Raw genomic sequence first — 16,334 nt, forward strand, 5'->3', positions numbered from 1 at the left:
GGCGTGCGTGCTGCCTGTGCCGTCGCCGCAGCAGTCGGCGCGGGCGTGCGTGCTGCCCGTGCCGTCGCCGCAGCCGCGCCGTCGGTGTCAGCCGTGCAGGAGCGTCAGGAGGCGTGCCGTCTCCGAGGCCACGGCGTCCCGCCCGGCCCCCACGTACTTGCGCGGGTCGACGACGTCCGGACGCTCGTCGAGCACGGAGCGCAGCGCCTGGGTGAACAGGCCGTTCAGGTGCGTCGAGATGTTGATCTTCGTCATCCCGGCCCGGACCGCGCCGCGCAGTTCGTCGTCGGACAACCCGGACGACCCGTGCAGCACGAGCGGCACGGGCACCGCGGCCCGCAGGCGCTCGACGAGGGCACGGTCCACCGCGGCCTCGCGCGTCTGCATGGCGTGCGAGGTCCCGACGGCGACGGCCAGCGCGTCGACCCCGGTGTCCGCCACGAATGCCGCGGCGTCGGTCGGGTCGGTCCGCACGCCGGGCGCGTGCACGCCGTCCTTGCCGCCGACCTCGCCGAGCTCCGCCTCGATCGCGATCCCCGCGTCGTGGCACCGCTCGGCGAGCGCGCGCGTGGCGGCCACGTTGGCGGCGAAGTCCAGGTGGGAGCCGTCGTACATGACCGAGTCGACGCCCAGGTCGATGCCCGCGGCGACGAGGTCCGGGTCCTCGATGTGGTCGAGGTGCACGAGGACGTCGACGTCGGCGGCCCGGGCCACGGCCTGGGTCGCGGTCGTGATGGGCGCGAGTCCGCCGTGGTAGCGGACGCAGTTCTCGCTGATCTGCAGGACGACCGGCAGGCCCGCCGACTCGGCGCCGGCGACGATGGCCTCGGCGTGCTCGAGCAGGACGACGTTGAAGGCGCCGACCCCGCGGTGGGCGGTGCGGGCGGTGTCGAGCAGACCCGTGAGGGCGAGGTCGGTGATCATGCGGGGGTCCTCGTTCGGTCGGAGGTGGGGGCGGGTGGTCCGGACAGGAAGCGGTGCACGTCGGCCGGGTCGACCTCGCCGGCCACCGGCTGCAGGACGGCGGCGGCACCGTGCGCGGCGGCGGACCGGAGGGCGCGGAGCAGGGTGGCGTCGTCGAGGGGTGTGCCGCCGTCGCGCGCCGTGTCGTCCTGCTCGTGGAGCGCCGTGTCGTCCTCGTCGGTCACGAGGGCGCGGACGAGCCCGGCGGTCGCCGCGTCTCCCGCTCCAGTCGGGTTGCCGGAGACGCCCGGGACCGCGGGGACCTCGAGCACGTGCTCCGCGGTGTGGGCGGCGATGCCGTCCGATCCCCGCGAGACCACGACGACGGCCGCTCCGAGAGCGAGCAGGTGCAGCGCGCCCGTCCGCTCGTCGTCGGTGCCGGTGGCGGCGAGCAGTTCCTCGCGGTTCGGCTTGCAGACGGTGACGCCGGCGACCGCGGCCGCCAGGAGCGCCGGGCCGGAGCAGTCGACCACCGTGCGGACGCCGCGCGCACGGGCGGCCGTCACCCAGCGCGCGACCACGGCGGGATCGGTGCCGCCCGGCAGCGAACCGGACACGACGAGCACGTCGGCGCCGTCGAGCAGCTCGTCGACGGCCGCGGCGACCGCGTCCCACTCGAGGGGGCTGAGCGCGGGTCCGGGTTCGCCGAACATCGTCGGGTGGGCCGCGTCGTCGACCACCGTGACCGTCGTCCGGGTCTCCCCCGCGACGGCGACGTCGGTGTGTGCGAGCCCGAGGGCGCCGAGCGCCTCCGCGATCCACCGGCCCGCGGTGCCCCCGAGCGGCAGGACGGCTCGGGTCGGGACGTCGAGGGCGTCAAGGACCCGACCGACGTTCAGCCCCTTGCCGCCCGGGCGCCGCTGCACCTCGAGCACGCGCTGGGTCTCGCCGATGCGCTGCTCGGCGACCCGGTAGGTCACGTCGACCGCGGGGTTCGGGGTGACGACGAGGATCACGCGGTCACCTCCGTCGGCAGGTCGTGCACGTCGCCGGTCACCGGGTCCAGGACCAGCAGATCGGCGGGTGTGCCGACCGTGAACGGCGCCGGCATCCCGAGCAGGGCGGCCGCGCGTCCGGCCGAGGCGGCGACGACCTCGGGCAGCGGTGTGCCCGCGGCCACGAGCCGACGGACGGCGTCGGCGACGGTGATCGTGCTCCCCGCCAGCGACGAGCCGTCGCTGAGCACGGCGATCCCGTCGCGGACCGACACCGCGGAACCGGCCACCGTGTGCTCGCCGTCCGCGCAGCCGGTCGCCGACATCGCGTCGGAGACCAGGACGGTGCGGCCGGGGGCGCTCCGCTGGACGAGCGCGACCGTCGCGGGGTCGAGGTGGTGCCCGTCGACGATGCACTCGAGCAGCACGCGGTCGTCGGTCAGGGCGACCCCGACCGGTCCGGGCGCGCGGTGGTGCAGCGGCGGCATGCCGTTGAACAGGTGGGTGACCAGCGAGGCGCCGGCGTCGATCGCGCGGCGGGTCTGGTCGGCGGTGGCGTCGGTGTGGCCGATCGCGACGACCACCCCCGCGGCGGTGAGGCGTGCGACGGCGTCGAGGGCGCCCGGCAGCTCGGGTGCGAGCGTGACGATGCGGAGCGCACCGCCGGCTGCCTCGCAGTAGGCGTCCACCTCGGCCGGCGCCGGTGCGTGCAGGAGGTCGGCTCGGTGGGCACCACGTCGGGCCGGAGCGAGCCACGGCCCCTCGAGGTGCAGTCCGGCGAGCGTGCCGTCCGCCACGAGCGGCCGGAGCCGTGCGAGTGCGGCGGCGGTGTCCGTCGGCGTTCCGGTGGCGACCGAGGCGACGAGCGCGCTGGTCCCCCGTGAGCGGTGGTGCGCGACCGCGGTCCGGGCACCGTCGACGGAGCAGGTGGCGAAGTCGTGGCCCAGCGCACCGTGGGCGTGCAGGTCCACGAAGCCGGGGACGACGGTGCCGTCGAGGGTGCGCACCGTGTCGGTCGGTGGTGGCGTCCCCCGCCCGACGGCCTGGACGGTGTCGTCGTCCTCGTCGACCACGAGCCAGCCGTCGTGCACGTCGTCGGTGGCGGTCAGGATGCGCGGGGCGCGGACGAGCGTGGTCACACCAGCACCCCGGTCTCGAGCAGGTGCCGTGCGAGCGCGTCGGCGCCGATCGCACCGGCGGCGTCACCGTGCTGCGCCGCGACGACGGCCGGCACGCGCACGCCGACGAGGCGTTCGGTCAGGCGGGCACGGAGCCCGTCGAAGAGCAGGTCGCCGGCCAGGGCGAGTCCCCCGCCGACGACGACCGTGTGGCAGCCCGCGACGGCCGTGGTCCACGCGAGGGCATCGGCAAGCACCGCCACGCAGTCGTCCCAGACGGCGGTCGCGACGGGGTCGCCCGCGTGCACCCGACGGACCGCGTCGAGCGCGGAGGCCGTCCCGGTCCGACGCGCGACCGCACCGGCGGACGCGATCTCCTCGACGCGCAGTCCGGCGTGCGGCCCGGCGGTGATCCGCACCTGGCCGATCTCCCCCGCCCAGCCGCCGCCCGGCACGACGTGACCGTCCACCACGAGCGCACTCGCGAGCCCGGTGCCGACCGGCACGAAGGCGACCGACCCGCGGGCCAGTGCCGGACCACCGGCGCGGACCTCGGCCAGCGCACCGGCACGGACGTCGTGACCGACGGCGAGCGGAGCGTCGATCCCCCGACGTCGGAGCTCGGCCCGCACGGTGTCACCGACCGGCACGTCGCGCCATCCGAGGTTCACCGCGAGGACCACGGTGCCCGTGGTCTCGTCGACGACACCCGGTGTCACGAGCCCGACCGCCGCGAGCGGTGCACGCTCCGCGGCCTGCGTCGCCAGCGCGCCGACGACCGCGGCCAGCTGCTCGGCCCGAGGGTCGTCGCGCGGCGTCGGCACCCGGACCTCGTCGAGGACGAGCCCGTCGGCGCCGGTCAGCCGGGCCTTGATGCCCGTGCCGCCGACGTCGACCCCGAGCACCGCCGCTGCGGACGCCATCAGGTGAGGATGACCGAACGGGTGAGCGACCGGGGGTGGTCCGGGTCCAGCCCGCGCTGCTCGGCGAGGGCCACGGCGAACCGGTGCACGACGACGAGCCCGGCGATCGGGTCGAGGTCGTGGTGGACGAACCGGGCACCGGTGGCGGCGACGTCGTCGGCGAGGCCCGTCGGGGCGGCACCGAGCGACCAGACCAGGCGACCGGGCTGCGCGATGGCGATCGGCCCGTGCCGGTAGTCCATGGCGGGGTAGGACTCCGCCCAGAACTGCGCGGCCTCGCGCGTCTTGAGCGCAGCCTCGGCGGTCAGACCGACGGCGGCGCCGCGGCCGACGAACGTGACCTGCTCGGCATCGAGCAGGTCGTCGATCGGCAGCGTCAGCGCGGTCTCGGCCTGGGCGGCGAGGGCGTCCACGTCGTCACCGATCGACGCCCGCAGCAGTGCGAGGGTCGTCGTCGCGAACCGGGTCTGCACGACCGACCGCTCGTCGGCGAAGGGCAGGGCCACGACGTCGTCGGCGACGGCCGCGGCCGGGCTGTCCGGCACGGCGGTGATCAGGACGGTCCGCTGCGACGGCAGGGCGCGGAGCAGGTCGACGATCTCGGTCGTCGTGCCCGACCGGCTGATGGTGACCACGCGGTCGTACTCACGGGACGCCGGGTACTCGGAGCCGGCGAACGCGTCGGTGGTCCCGAGGCCCGCCTGCTCGCGGGCGACGGCGTAGCTCATCGCGATGAACCAGCTCGTGCCGCAGCCGACCACCGCGACGCGTTCGCCCGGCTGGGGGAGCGCACCCGCGAACGTCGGCAGCAGGCCCGCCGCGGTCCGCCAGGTCTCCGGTTGGGACGCCAGCTCGGCGCTCACGAAGGTGTCGGTCATGGAGGCCTCCCGGTCCGGATCGATCCCGGTGATCGATGATCAGGAAGCGTAGCGAGCGATCGTGCGCGACGGAAGAGCAAAACGTCATTCCCGATCACGACCGGCCGCGCTGGACGCCGTAGGATGACCGACATGACCCCCCAACAGCGGCTGAACGCCCTGCTCGAACTGGTGAGCGAACGCGGCAACGTGTCGATCGCCGAGATCGGCGAGCTGCTCGGGATCTCCGCGGCGACGGCCCGACGCGACCTCGCGACCCTGGCCGACCAGCGGCTCGTCACGCGCACGCACGGGGGAGCGGCGGCACTCGGCGCGGGGTACGAGCTCCCGCTGCAGTACAAGATCGCTCGGCAGGCCGAGGCGAAGACCGCGATCGCCCGCGCCGCCGCCCAGCTCGTGCAGCCGGGTGAGACCGTCGGCCTGAACGGCGGGACGACCACGACCGAGGTCGCCCGCGAACTCGGCAAGAGCGAGCGCTTCATCCGCGCCGACGGCGAGTTCGGCATCACCATCGTGACCAACGCCCTCAACGTCGGGTACGAGCTGTCCGTCCGCGCGAACGTCAAGATCGTGGTCACCGGCGGCGTGGCGCGGCGGCAGTCCTACGAGCTCGTGGGGCCGCTGGTGCGCGACACGCTCGACGAGTTCGCGCTCGACCTGGTCGTGCTCGGCGTCGACGGCCTGACCGGGCAGTACGGCGCCACCACGATGCACGAGGGTGAGGCAGAGGTCAGCCGGCACTTCGCGTCGGTGGGGCGTCGTGTGGTGGTGGTCGCCGACTCGACGAAGATCGAGCGCGCCACCTTCGCGCGCATCTGCCCGCTCGAACGCATCGACGTCCTGGTGACCGACCAGCCCGTGCCCTCGGGCTTCGCTGCCGACCTGGCGAGTGCCGGCGTCGAGCTCGTCGTCGCCGACTGACGCTGGACCGGGTGGAAGGCCGCGGCTCGGGTCCGATCGACCCGTCGTCCTCGACCGTCCCGTGCAGGCGTCAGCCGACCGCCGGTGCTGCGATGACGTTTCGATCGTGTAAAACCCGACCGCACCCCCTGCCGTGAGCGATCCCTGAGCGCCTATTGTGCATTCATGATCGATTCGGCATCATGGACGTCACTATCACGCAAGGGAGCGAGATGAGCACGAGCGCTGATGACGCAGGACTCCGCATCGCGGTGGTCGGGATGGGCCAGCGGTCCGCGATCGCACGGCACGTCGCCGAGGCGACCGCCGCCGACCCGACCCTCCGCGCCAGGATCGTCGCCGTGGCGGACGTCACCGACGCCGGCCGCGAGCGTGGGCGCGCCGAGTACCCCGACGCACTGGTCGCCGAGCACCACCGGGACCTGACGGGCCACGTGGACGCGGCGATCGTCACGACACCGGACTGGACCCACGCCGGGATCGCGATCGACCTGCTCCGTGCCGGCATCGCCGTCTACCTCGAGAAGCCCCTCGCCATCACCGTCGAGGACGCCGACGCGGTGCTGAACACGGCTGCGGAGACCGGCACGCCCCTCTACGTGGGGCACAACTTCCGGCACGCGGCGGTGGTCCGCCTGATGCGCGACATAATCGACCGCGGCGAGATCGGCGAGGTGAAGGCCGTCTGGTGCCGGCACTTCGTCGGCAACGGGGGCGACTACTACTTCAAGGACTGGCACGCCGACCGCTCGAAGGTGAACTCCCTGCTCCTGCAGAAGGCCAGCCACGACCTCGACGTCATCCACGCCCTCGGCGGCGGCGACACCGCACGGGTCGTCGGCATGGGGTCGCTGTCGGTCTACGGCGACGTGCAGGACCGACGGGACCGCAGCGGCGAGCTGATGGGGGACTGGTTCTCGTTCGACAACTGGCCGCCGCTCGAGCAGACCGGGCTCAACCCCGTCGTCGACGTCGAGGACGTCTCGATGGTCATGATGACGCTCGACAACGGGGTGCAGGCCAGCTACGAGCAGTGCCACTTCACCCCGGACTACTGGCGGAACTACACCGTCATCGGGACCGAGGGGCGGCTCGAGAACATCGGCGACACCGGCGGCGGGGTCGTCAAGGTCTGGAACCACCGCCGTGGGTGGGACACCGCGGGCGACCGCGAGTACCCCGTCGACGGCGTCGAGGACGGCCACGCCGACGCCGACCTGCTCACCATGACCGAGTTCCTCCGGTCCGTCGCCTTCGGCGAACCCACGGAGCTCTCCCCGCTCGCGGCCCGCGCCGCGGTCGCCGCGGGCGCACTCGCGACCCGGTCGCTGCGCAACGGCTCCGTCCCGATCGACGTCCCGCCCCTGCCGGCCGGGACGATCGCGCACTTCACCCACCCCGTCACCCCCGCCACCCAGACCGTCGTCTCCTGACGGCCGTGCGAAAGGACCTCCCGATGACCGCACACATCCCCGCCCGAGGAACCGGCGTGCGCCGCGCCCTCCTCGGCGCCGTCGCCGCGCTCGGTGCGGCCGCACTCCTCGCCGGGTGCTCCTCGTCGTCCGGGGCGTCCGGCTCCGGCGAGGTCGCGAAGGACACCAAGGCGGACCTGACGTACGCCGTCTGGGACCAGAACCAGGTGAAGGCCATCAAGGCCAACATCGCCGGGTTCAACGAGGAGTACCCCGACATCAAGGTCAACGTCGACGTCACGCCGTACGCCAGCTACTTCACCAAGCTGCAGACGCAGGGCTCGAGCAACACGCTGCCCGACCTGTTCTGGATGAACGGCCCGAACTTCCAGCTGTACGCAGCCAACGGCAAGCTCGCCCCGATCACCGACTCGGTCGAGTCGGGCGCCATCGACCCGGCGAACTACTCGTCCGCGCTCAACAAGCTCTACACGTACGACGGCACCCAGTACGGCGTCCCGAAGGACTTCGACACCATCGGCGTCTGGATGAACAAGTCGCTGTTCGAGCAGGCCGGCGTCCCGATGCCGCCGAAGGACTGGACCTGGGACGACTTCCAGCAGACCGGTGCCGAGCTCTCCGAGAAGCTGAAGAGCAAGGGTGCGTACGGCGCCGCCGCGGGCATGGACGGCCAGACCACCTACTACGACACGATCTTCCAGGCCGGCGGCTCCGTCATCGACGGCAAGGAGTCGGCGTACGACTCCGAGGCGGCCGAAGCCGGGCTGGCCTTCTGGGCCGACCTCATCGAGTCCGGGGCGTCGCCCACGATGCAGCAGCTGACCGACACCACCGCCGACCAGTGGTTCACCTCCGGCAAGGTCGCGATGTACCAGGGCGGCAGCTGGTTCCGTTCCGCGCTGATCGACAGCGACATCGAGCAGGACGTCGTCGCCTACCCCCTGCCGAAGGGCAAGGAGCAGGCCACGGTCATCCACGGTGTCTCGAACGTCGTGGCCGAGGGCTCGAAGAACAAGGCGGCGGCGCAGGCGCTGCAGGCCTACATGGCGTCGAAGCCGGCCCAGCAGCAGCAGGGCGACATGGGCGCGATCATCCCCGCGTACACGGGGACGCAGGACGCGTTCACGAAGACCATGCCGGACGCCGACCTGCAGGTGTTCCTCGACGCGGTGGAGTACGCGAAGCCGCTGCCCGTGTCGAAGAACACCGCCACGTGGAACACCCTCGAGACGAACCTGCTCCCGAGCGCCTTCGACGGCTCGGAGCCGGTCGACGAGGTCGCCGAGGAGCTGGCCGCGAAGATGGACGCGGCACTCGCCAAGGAGTGACGAGCCCGGTCGACCGGCCGGGCCTGATCCCCGGCCGGTCGGCCGTTCCGCGACCCACCCGCACGCGACGCCCGGGCGTCGCACCCGATCCGACCGCCCTGGCCGAGGAGCGACCTGATGACGACCACCACCCCGCACCGTGACGCCACACAGGCGTCTCCGCCCCCGACGACGCCCGGAGCCCGCCGCGGCGGTGCAGCGCGCACCGACGGCCTCTGGCCGTGGCTGTTCGTCCTGCCACTGCTCATCGGCGTCGGCACGTTCTTCATCTGGCCGATCCTCCAGACGTTCTGGTACTCGTTCACCAGTTGGGGGGTGTTCGGCGGAGCGAGCTTCAGCGGGATCGCGAACTACGTCCGCCTGGTCTCCGACCCGCAGCTCTACCAGTCGCTGCTCAACACGATCGTCTACACGGCGATCGTCCTGCTCGGCATCCCGATCGCGGTCTGGCTCGCCAGCCTGCTGAACACCCCGGGCCTGCGGTTCGCCCAGTTCTACCGCGTGCTCTTCTTCCTGCCCTACGTCGCGATGCCTGCTGCGATCGCCCTGGTCTGGCGCATCATGTTCAACGGCGACTTCGGCATCGTGAACTCGTTCCTCGGCCTGTTCGGCATCGACGGCCCGTTCTGGATCTCCACCCCGGGCTTCGCGCTCGTGGCGGTGTCCCTGGTCGGACTGTGGTCGTCGCTCGGCTTCTCGATGATCATCCTCGGCGCCGGGCTCAAGGACATCCCGCCGGAGCTCTACGAAGCAGCCGAGCTCGACGGCGCCAGCCGGTGGCGGCAGTTCCGCTCGGTCACCGTCCCGCTCCTCAGCCCGAGCATCTTCTTCGTGCTCATCGTCACGACGATCTCGAGCTTCCAGCTGTTCGACCTGCTCTACGCGATCCTCGGGCCCCTCAACCCGGTGATCCCGAAGACGATGTCCCTCGTCTTCTACTTCTACAACGCCGGGTTCGTCGACGGCGACAAGGGCTTCGCGGCCGCGATCGCGATGGTGATCTTCCTGCTCATCGGCATCATCACGGTCGTCCAGTTCCGTGTCCAGAAGAAGTGGGTCCAGTCATGACCGGCACCATCGCAGCGCGTCGCCCGGAGACCGCCGCCCCGACCACGACGACCACCGGGGTCCGGGTCCGCACCCGGTCGGGCGTCCGCCCCCGTCGGCGGCAGGGCAGCCACTGGTGGATCCACGTCGTGCTCGGCGTCGGCGGGTTCGTGATGGCGTTCCCGTTCCTCTGGCAGATCATCATGTCGCTGTCCACGAACGCACAGGTGCAGTCGGTCACCCCGGTCTTCTGGCCGGGGGAGCTGCAGTGGCAGAACTACGCGCAGGTGTTCGACCGCCTGCCGTTCCTGGACCAGCTCGCGACGTCGGTCTGGGTCACCCTCATCCGGACGCTCGCGCAGATCGTGCTGTGCACCCTCGCCGGGTACGCGTTCGCCCGCATGCGGTTCCGCGGACGCGGCCTCATCCTCGGGATCGTGCTGTCGATCCTGCTGGTGCCGTCGCAGGTGTACCTCATCTCGCAGTACCAGATCGTGCAGGGCCTGGGCTGGCTCGACACCCTCGCCGGCATCGTCGCTCCGGGCCTGTTCAGCGCGTTCGGGACGTTCCTGATGCGGACCGCGTTCCTCAACATGCCGCCGGAGCTCGAGGAGGCCGCGCGCATGGACGGCGCGAACCCGTTCCAGACGTTCTGGCGGATCATGCTGCCGTTGGCCCGTCCGTCGATCAGCGTCCTCGCGATCACGACGGTGCTGTGGTCGTGGAACGAGCTGCTCTGGCCGCTCGTGGTGTCCACCCGCGCCGAGGACATGCCCCTGGCGGCCGGGCTCGCCACGCTGTCCAGCGACCGGACGATCGACTACCCGGTGCTCATGGCGGCCAGCCTGATGGCCATGGCCCCGGTGCTCATCATGTTCGTCGTGCTCCAGCGGCGGGTGATGGACGGGCTCGCGTCGTCCGGCCTGAAGTGACGGCCGTCGTCCCCGGTCTGGAGGCCCGTCCCGCGTCCGTCGCGGTCCTCGCCGCCGCCGTCGGGTCGCCGGACGACGCCGCGACGGTGGCGACGGCGCTCGCCGCGACCGTCGCCGACGTGCCGCCGGTGGCGCGGGAGACCCTCCTGGTCGCCGCGCTCCGCGCCGCCGCGCCGGGCAACGCCGCCGCCCTGGAGGCCCGCGGGCTCCCGCGGGCGCTGGCGGAGGGGACCGTCGCCGACGTCGAGCGCAAGCTGGCACGGTACGGGCTGGACGGGGCCGGACTCGACTGGCTCGTCGCGGTGGTGACCGGCCGCGTGGTCGCGGTGGGGCGCCTCCAGTTCGAGGTCGGCGACCACCTGGCGGACGGCACACCGGCCTGGCACGTGCACGTGCCCGAGGGCGGGCCGCTCGACCCCGCGGCCTGCGACCTCGCCTTCGCGACGGCACCCGAGGTGCTCCGCCGACTCGCCCCGGAGCACGCCGCCCGGTGGTGGCAGTGCCGGTCGTGGATGCTCGACCCCGGGCTGCCGGCCGTCCTGGGGCCGGACGCGAACCTCGTGCGGTTCGCCCGCCGGTTCCGTCTCACACCGCCCGGACCGCACGACGGCACCGAGGGGGACGCCAGTGCGGCGAAGTTCGTGTTCGGGGTCCCGCTGGCGACGGCCCGTTCGTCGGCGCCGGCCGGACGACTCCGCACGGCCGTGCTCGACCGGTGGGCTCGCGGCGGGGCGTGGACCGAACGGACCGGCACGGCTCCCGTCGCCTGACCCGCGCAGCCCCGGCCGCGTACCGTGCACGGCATGACGAAGCCCGACCACGACCACCTGGACGACGGTGTCGACATGACGTTCGAGGAACGCCGGCAGGACACGTTCCGCCGCATGTCCGGTTCCGACGAGCACGACGCCGACCCGCGGGTCGAGGTGTCCCGTGCCGAGGACGGCGACGTCCGCATCGACGTCGCCGACACCGCCGCGGTCCGACCCGGCGAGTGACCTCCCACCGACCCCGGTCCGCCAGGGTCGGTGGGGCACGGCATGATCGTGTCGTGCACCTCGTCCTGCGCCGTGTCGACGGCGGCGTCCTCGCGACGCCCCTGACCGACGCGGGGGCCGCCGGGGGCGAGCCGGTCCGCCTGGACGAGCCGGGCCTCCCGGCCTTCGTCGCGGCCCACGACGCACCGGGCGTGCGCTGGGTGTGGGACGACACCACACGCTGGTACCCGGCCGTGCTCGCCGCGGGCGGACGGGTCGGTCGCTGTGTCGACCTGCGGCTCGGCCGTCGCGTCCTGCGCAGCGCGCTCGCCGCGCGCGGTTCCGCGCTGGCCGGGGCGCCGGCCGACGCCCTCGACGCACCCGTGGCGGAGGCCCGGGTCGTCCGGCCGACGCAGGCGCAGCTCTTCGACGACGCCCTGTTCACCGCCTCGGTGCCGGACGACGAGGTCGATCCGGTCGCCGAGTTCCGCGCGCAGCTCGCCGCCGTCGCCGGTTCGAACGCTCCCGGTGCGCTGCGGCTCCTGCTCACCGCCGAGTCGGCCGGCGCGCTCGTCGCGGCCGAGATCCTGCACGCCGGGCTGCCGTGGCGTGCCGACGTGCACGAGCGCCTGCTCGAGGACGCCCTCGGGCCGCGCGTGCCGTACGGCGTCCGGCCCCGACGCCTCGAGGAGATCGCCGCCGTCGTGCGCGACCGCCTCGGCGACCCGGGGCTGAACCCGGACTCGCCCGCCGACGTCCTGAAGGCACTCCGCCGTACCGGCCTGATGGTCACGAGCACGCGGAAGTGGGAGCTGCAGGAGATCGACCACCCGGTCATCGAGCCGCTGCTCGAGTACAAGCGCCTGGCCCGGCTGCTCACCGCGAACGGCTGGACGTGGCTCGACGACTGGATCCGCGACGGCCGGTTCCACCCGAAGTACGTGGTCGGCGGCGTCGTCACCGGGCGGTGGGCGGCCGACGGCGGTGGAGCGATGCAGCTGCCGAAGGGCATCCGCGGCGCCGTCGTCGCCGATCCCGGGTGGAAGCTCGTGGTGGCGGACGCCGCCCAGCTCGAGCCGCGCGTGCTCGCGGCGATGTCCGGCGACCGGGCGATGGCCGCGGCCGGTGACGGGCGCGACCTGTACGACGGGGTGGTGGCCTCGGGGGCGGTCGAGACCCGCCAGCAGGCGAAGCTGGCGATGCTCGGTGCGATGTACGGGGCGACGCAGGGCGAGGGCGGGCGGCTCGTCCCGCGCCTGGTGCGGGCGTTCCCGCAGGCACTCGACATGGTCGAACGTGCCGCTCGTGCGGGGGAGCGCGGCGAACCCGTGACGACGCTGCTCGGGCGGACGTCCCCGGTGCCGGAGGACTCGTGGTTCGAGGCCCGCAACCAGGCGTACACGGTCGAGGGCACCCCGGCTATGCAGCGTGCGGTGGAGTCCCGTGCCCGCAGTTGGGGGCGGTTCACGCGCAACTTCGTGGTGCAGGGGACCGCGGCGGAGTGGGCGCTCGCGTGGATGGGGTCGCTGCGGTCGCGGTTGCTCGCGCGGTTCCCCGGGGCGGTGACCGACGGACCACACCTGGTGTTCTTCGTGCACGACGAGATCGTGGTGCACGCGCCGGCGGAGCACGCGGAGTGGGTGGCGACGCAGATCCGCGAGGCCGCGGTGGACGCCGGGCGGCTGCTGTTCCAGGACTTCCCGGTGACGTTCCCGCTGTCGGTCGCCGTCGTGGGCGCGTACTCCGACGCGAAGGACTGAGCCGCGTCTGGTTCCCTGGGCTCGTGACGAACACCCCCCGACGCTCCGACCACCGAGGGGCCGCCGTGCTGCTCGTCGTCCTGGTGGTGGTCGCCTGGGCCGCCACCGTCGCGCTCCCCCTGTACGCGTGGTCGCTGATGCTCCGTGTCGATGCTCCGGAGGAACGGGCCGTGCCGATCGTCCTCGGGTGGTTCGCGACACCGTTCATCGCCGCCGTCGGCCTGACGGTGGGGCTCGTCGTCCTGCAGCGGTCGCGGCGGGCTGTCCGGGCGGGGCGCTCGAGCGGGGCGTGACGCGGCCCCGGGTCGGTGACGCCCGCTCCGCCAGGCGGCTGCCGGGCGGTTCGGGCACCCGAGCGGGCACGGTCAGTAGAGCTGGCCGCGGTTGATCTGTGTCACGGCGTCGAGCGTCGCAACCGATCCTGGCCCCTGCTTCGGAGTGTGGTTCTGCTTGCCGCCGTACTTCCAACCGCCGCGCGCCGTGTGGCTCCCCATGTAGAACTTCCTCGAGAACGTGCCTCCCCTCGGGAACGTGTAGGTCCCGGCGGAGCCGTAGAAGCAGTTGTTCGTGTACGGCGTCGCAGCGGCTGCCCAGTACGCATCTCCGGACTTGCAGGTGTTCCGCACGGACACCCTCGCCTGTTGCTCAGCGGGCGTGACAGGTGCGACCGAGATGATCCTGCCGGTCTCCGCGTCGAGCCGAGTACTGACCGCGTTCGTCGCGACGTAGTCGAGGAGCGCCGCCTCGTTCGTGAACCTCGGGAGGCCTTGCACGGTGATGCCGTCGAGCCCGTAGGTCTGGACGGCCTTCGTAGCCGACGCGTTCGCTGGTGCCGTGATGCTCACACTGACGATAGTTGCAAGGAGCACCCCGCACGCGACGGTGACCCCGCGCAGATTCGTTGACCGCATGTTCATCCTCCATCTCTTCGAGGTTGCAACGTAGCATGTCAGATACTGGCAGTCGATGCACGCTGCCGGGACGGCTCCCTGGTGGTTCGGGCACTGTGGACCGATGCACACCGAACGCAGCGCCGCCGCCGCCGACCGGCACGTCGGCGACGTCGACCTGACCCACTGGCGGTCCCGGGCCGGCCGCAGGATTGCCGGAGCGTGGGCTGCGCTCGGCAAGCGGTACGGGGCGATGCCCCTCCTGCTCCTCACCCTCGCCGTCGGGGTCGGCATCGCCGTCCTCGCGACCTGGATCGCCTCCGAGGTCTACGACGCCGTCCGTGAAGCCGACGACGTCGCCGTGCTCGACCGACCCGTGCTCGACTGGGCGCTGACGCTCCGGTCCCCGACGGGCGACCGACTGGTCACGTGGTGGACGGACATCGCCGGCACCATCGGCATGCCGATCGTCGCCCTCGGGTTCCTGGTCGGCTTCACGGTCCAGCGTCGGGCGTGGACGCCGCTGGTGCTCCTCGTCGCGGCCAGCGGGGGGTCGCTGCTCATGACCATCGCGGGCAAGGACCTGATCGGCCGGGCGCGTCCGCCGCTGTCCGACGCGGTGCCGCCGTACGAGTCGTCGCCGTCGTTCCCGTCCGGGCACACGCTCAACGCGACGGTGATCGTGGGGACGATCGTGTACCTGCTGCTCCTGCGACAGTCGCGGGTGGTGACACGGGTGTGGACCATCGTCGTCGGCACGCTGTTCGTCCTGTCGGTGGGTGCGTCGCGGGTGTTCCTCGGGCACCACTGGCTCACCGACGTGCTGGCGGCGTGGGCGCTCGGGCTGGCGTGGCTCGCCCTGGTGATCACGGCCCACCGGTTGTACCTGACGGCGCTCCACCGCGGTGCCGAGCCCGAGCCGGAGCCGGGGGCCCTCGGGCGTTCCTGACCAGGGCACCCGGTGAGCAGAAGACGTCGGGTCGTGCCCGGGCACCCGACATCGTCTGCTCACTCGACGCCACTCGACCGCGATCACCGCCACTCGACCGCACTCGGCGGCACTCGCTGGCCCTCGGCGGGACGAGCACCTCCGGCGCCCCGGATGGGAGGCCCCGTCAGCGCGGACCGGTAGGTTGCGGTCATGGAAGAACGGGTCTTCGGCGGCAGGTACCGCGTCACGGGCACGCTCGGACACGGTGGCATGGCGTCCGTGTACCGGGCGGTCGACGAGCAGCTCGGTCGCGAGGTCGCGGTCAAGGTGTTCCGCATCGGCCCGGTCGACCGCGGCGAACGCGCCCGCGCCGAGGCGGAGATCCAGACCCTCGCGACGCTACGGGCACCCGAGCTCGTCACGCTCTACGACGCCGCACTCGACGACGTCGACGGCGACTCGTACCTCGTCATGGAACTCGTGCCGGGCAGCGACCTCGCGACCCGTCTGCGCGAGGGCCCGCTCGACCCCGCGACCGCCGCCCGGCTGGGTGCGCAGGTCGCCGACGGCCTGAGCGCCGTGCACGCGCAGGGGATCGTGCACCGGGACGTGAAGCCCGCCAACGTGCTGCTCGAGCGCGACGGCCGGCACGTCAAGCTCGCCGACTTCGGGATCGCCCTGCTCCGCGACGCCTCGCGCGTGACGGGCACCGGGACCGTGATGGGGACGGCCGCCTACCTGGCACCCGAGCAGGTCCTGGCGAAGGAGATCACCGGCAAGGCCGACGTCTACTCGCTCGGGCTCGTGCTGCTCGAGGCGATGACCGGCCGACAGCCCTTCCCCGGCAGCGCGATCGAGTCGGCGACCGCGCGCCTGACCCGCTCGCCCGAGATCGACCAGCACCTGCCGACGGCCTGGCGCACCCTGCTGCACGTCATGACCGCGCAGGACCCGGCCGACCGTCCGACCGCGGCCGAGGCGGCCGAGCGGCTGCGCGCCCTGGGTCGCGACGAACCGACGAACGCCACGCAGCTGCTGCCCGGGGCGCCCGGTGCGGTGACCGCCGCGGCCGGTGCCGCCGGCGTCGCGGCTGCCGCCGGTGCCGGTGCCGCCGCTGCTGCTGACGACCGGACGCAGGCGATGCCGGCGAGCGAGCTGCCGGACGGCGGAGCGCGGCCCGCCGGCGACGAGGCCACCCGGCTGCTCGACACCCAGCGCCCGAACCCTGCCGACGACGTCTCGACGACCGTGCTCGGCGCCCAGGCGAACGACCGCGGTGCGACGGGCGCGGGTGGCCC

General features: G+C 72.9%; 17 protein-coding genes. 11 read left to right on the forward strand and 6 right to left on the reverse strand.

Features of this window, described 5'->3' with window-relative positions:
• Positions 1–87: 87 nt before the first annotated feature.
• Genes LEL83_RS10865 through LEL83_RS10885 form a run of 5 tightly spaced genes read right to left on the reverse strand, consistent with a single transcriptional unit; the run spans position 88 to position 4,817 of the window.
• A complete protein-coding gene (locus LEL83_RS10865) occupies positions 88–924 on the reverse strand; it encodes a class II fructose-bisphosphate aldolase (protein ID WP_198657089.1) in 837 nt (278 codons plus the stop codon).
• Complete coding sequence (locus LEL83_RS10870) at positions 921–1,919, reverse strand: 1-phosphofructokinase family hexose kinase (RefSeq protein WP_225558818.1); 999 nt, start codon at positions 1,917–1,919, stop codon at positions 921–923. Before LEL83_RS10870 ends, LEL83_RS10865 begins: the two co-directional genes overlap by 4 nt.
• A complete protein-coding gene (locus tag LEL83_RS10875) occupies positions 1,916–3,037 on the reverse strand; it encodes an N-acetylglucosamine-6-phosphate deacetylase (RefSeq protein WP_225558819.1) in 1,122 nt (373 codons plus the stop codon). Before LEL83_RS10875 ends, LEL83_RS10870 begins: the two co-directional genes overlap by 4 nt.
• Entirely contained in the window at positions 3,034–3,939 is a 906-nt protein-coding gene (locus LEL83_RS10880) for an ROK family protein (RefSeq protein ID WP_225558820.1), read from the reverse strand. Before LEL83_RS10880 ends, LEL83_RS10875 begins: the two co-directional genes overlap by 4 nt.
• Positions 3,939–4,817: an SIS domain-containing protein gene (locus LEL83_RS10885; RefSeq protein WP_225558821.1), complete on the reverse strand. Its 879-nt coding sequence runs from the start codon at positions 4,815–4,817 to the stop codon at positions 3,939–3,941. The genes LEL83_RS10880 and LEL83_RS10885 overlap by 1 nt, the downstream gene beginning before the upstream one ends.
• Before the next feature lie 132 nt (positions 4,818–4,949).
• On the opposite strand from LEL83_RS10885, the gene LEL83_RS10890 reads away from it, so the two are divergent.
• The 9 genes from LEL83_RS10890 (at position 4,950) to LEL83_RS10930 (ending at position 13,508) form a co-directional block, all read left to right on the forward strand.
• Entirely contained in the window at positions 4,950–5,738 is a 789-nt protein-coding gene (locus LEL83_RS10890) for a DeoR/GlpR family DNA-binding transcription regulator (RefSeq protein ID WP_225558822.1), read from the forward strand.
• 212 nt (positions 5,739–5,950) lie between these two features.
• Positions 5,951–7,171, forward strand: a complete 1,221-nt coding sequence (locus tag LEL83_RS10895) for a Gfo/Idh/MocA family protein (protein WP_225558823.1) — start codon at positions 5,951–5,953, stop codon at positions 7,169–7,171.
• A gap of 23 nt (positions 7,172–7,194) precedes the next feature.
• The gene (locus tag LEL83_RS10900; protein ID WP_225558824.1) at positions 7,195–8,499 is read left to right on the forward strand and encodes an ABC transporter substrate-binding protein; all 1,305 of its coding nucleotides are present in this window, start codon (positions 7,195–7,197) and stop codon (positions 8,497–8,499) included.
• A 117-nt stretch (positions 8,500–8,616) separates the two neighbouring features.
• Positions 8,617–9,567 (forward strand): carbohydrate ABC transporter permease, encoded by a 951-nt coding sequence (locus LEL83_RS10905; protein ID WP_225558825.1) that lies wholly within the window; start codon positions 8,617–8,619, stop codon positions 9,565–9,567.
• Positions 9,564–10,478: a carbohydrate ABC transporter permease gene (locus LEL83_RS10910; RefSeq protein WP_225558826.1), complete on the forward strand. Its 915-nt coding sequence runs from the start codon at positions 9,564–9,566 to the stop codon at positions 10,476–10,478. The genes LEL83_RS10905 and LEL83_RS10910 overlap by 4 nt, the downstream gene beginning before the upstream one ends.
• Positions 10,475–11,248: a hypothetical protein gene (locus LEL83_RS16245; RefSeq protein ID WP_225558827.1), complete on the forward strand. Its 774-nt coding sequence runs from the start codon at positions 10,475–10,477 to the stop codon at positions 11,246–11,248. Before LEL83_RS10910 ends, LEL83_RS16245 begins: the two co-directional genes overlap by 4 nt.
• A 33-nt stretch (positions 11,249–11,281) precedes the next feature.
• Positions 11,282–11,476 carry a hypothetical protein gene (locus LEL83_RS10920; RefSeq protein WP_017887924.1) on the forward strand — a complete coding sequence of 65 codons (195 nt, stop codon included), beginning with the start codon at positions 11,282–11,284 and terminating at the stop codon, positions 11,474–11,476.
• Between the two features lie 53 nt (positions 11,477–11,529).
• Positions 11,530–13,215 (forward strand): bifunctional 3'-5' exonuclease/DNA polymerase, encoded by a 1,686-nt coding sequence (locus tag LEL83_RS10925; protein WP_225558828.1) that lies wholly within the window; start codon positions 11,530–11,532, stop codon positions 13,213–13,215.
• Positions 13,216–13,238: 23 nt separating this feature from the next.
• Entirely contained in the window at positions 13,239–13,508 is a 270-nt protein-coding gene (locus tag LEL83_RS10930; protein ID WP_225558829.1) for a hypothetical protein, read from the forward strand.
• Positions 13,509–13,580: 72 nt separating this feature from the next.
• On the opposite strand, the gene LEL83_RS10935 is transcribed toward LEL83_RS10930, so the two are convergent.
• Positions 13,581–14,126 (reverse strand): hypothetical protein, encoded by a 546-nt coding sequence (locus LEL83_RS10935; protein ID WP_225558830.1) that lies wholly within the window; start codon positions 14,124–14,126, stop codon positions 13,581–13,583.
• 103 nt (positions 14,127–14,229) lie between these two features.
• Between LEL83_RS10935 and LEL83_RS10940 the strand changes: the two genes are divergently transcribed.
• Both LEL83_RS10940 and LEL83_RS10945 read left to right on the forward strand, forming a co-directional pair.
• Positions 14,230–15,054, forward strand: a complete 825-nt coding sequence (locus tag LEL83_RS10940) for a phosphatase PAP2 family protein (RefSeq protein WP_225558831.1) — start codon at positions 14,230–14,232, stop codon at positions 15,052–15,054.
• Between the two features lie 192 nt (positions 15,055–15,246).
• The coding region (locus LEL83_RS10945) for a serine/threonine-protein kinase (protein ID WP_225558832.1) at positions 15,247–16,334 on the forward strand (1,088 nt) is incomplete at its 3' end.

It is taken from the genome of Curtobacterium oceanosedimentum (genome assembly GCF_020297365.1).
Taxonomy (GTDB): Bacteria; Actinomycetota; Actinomycetes; order Actinomycetales; family Microbacteriaceae; genus Curtobacterium.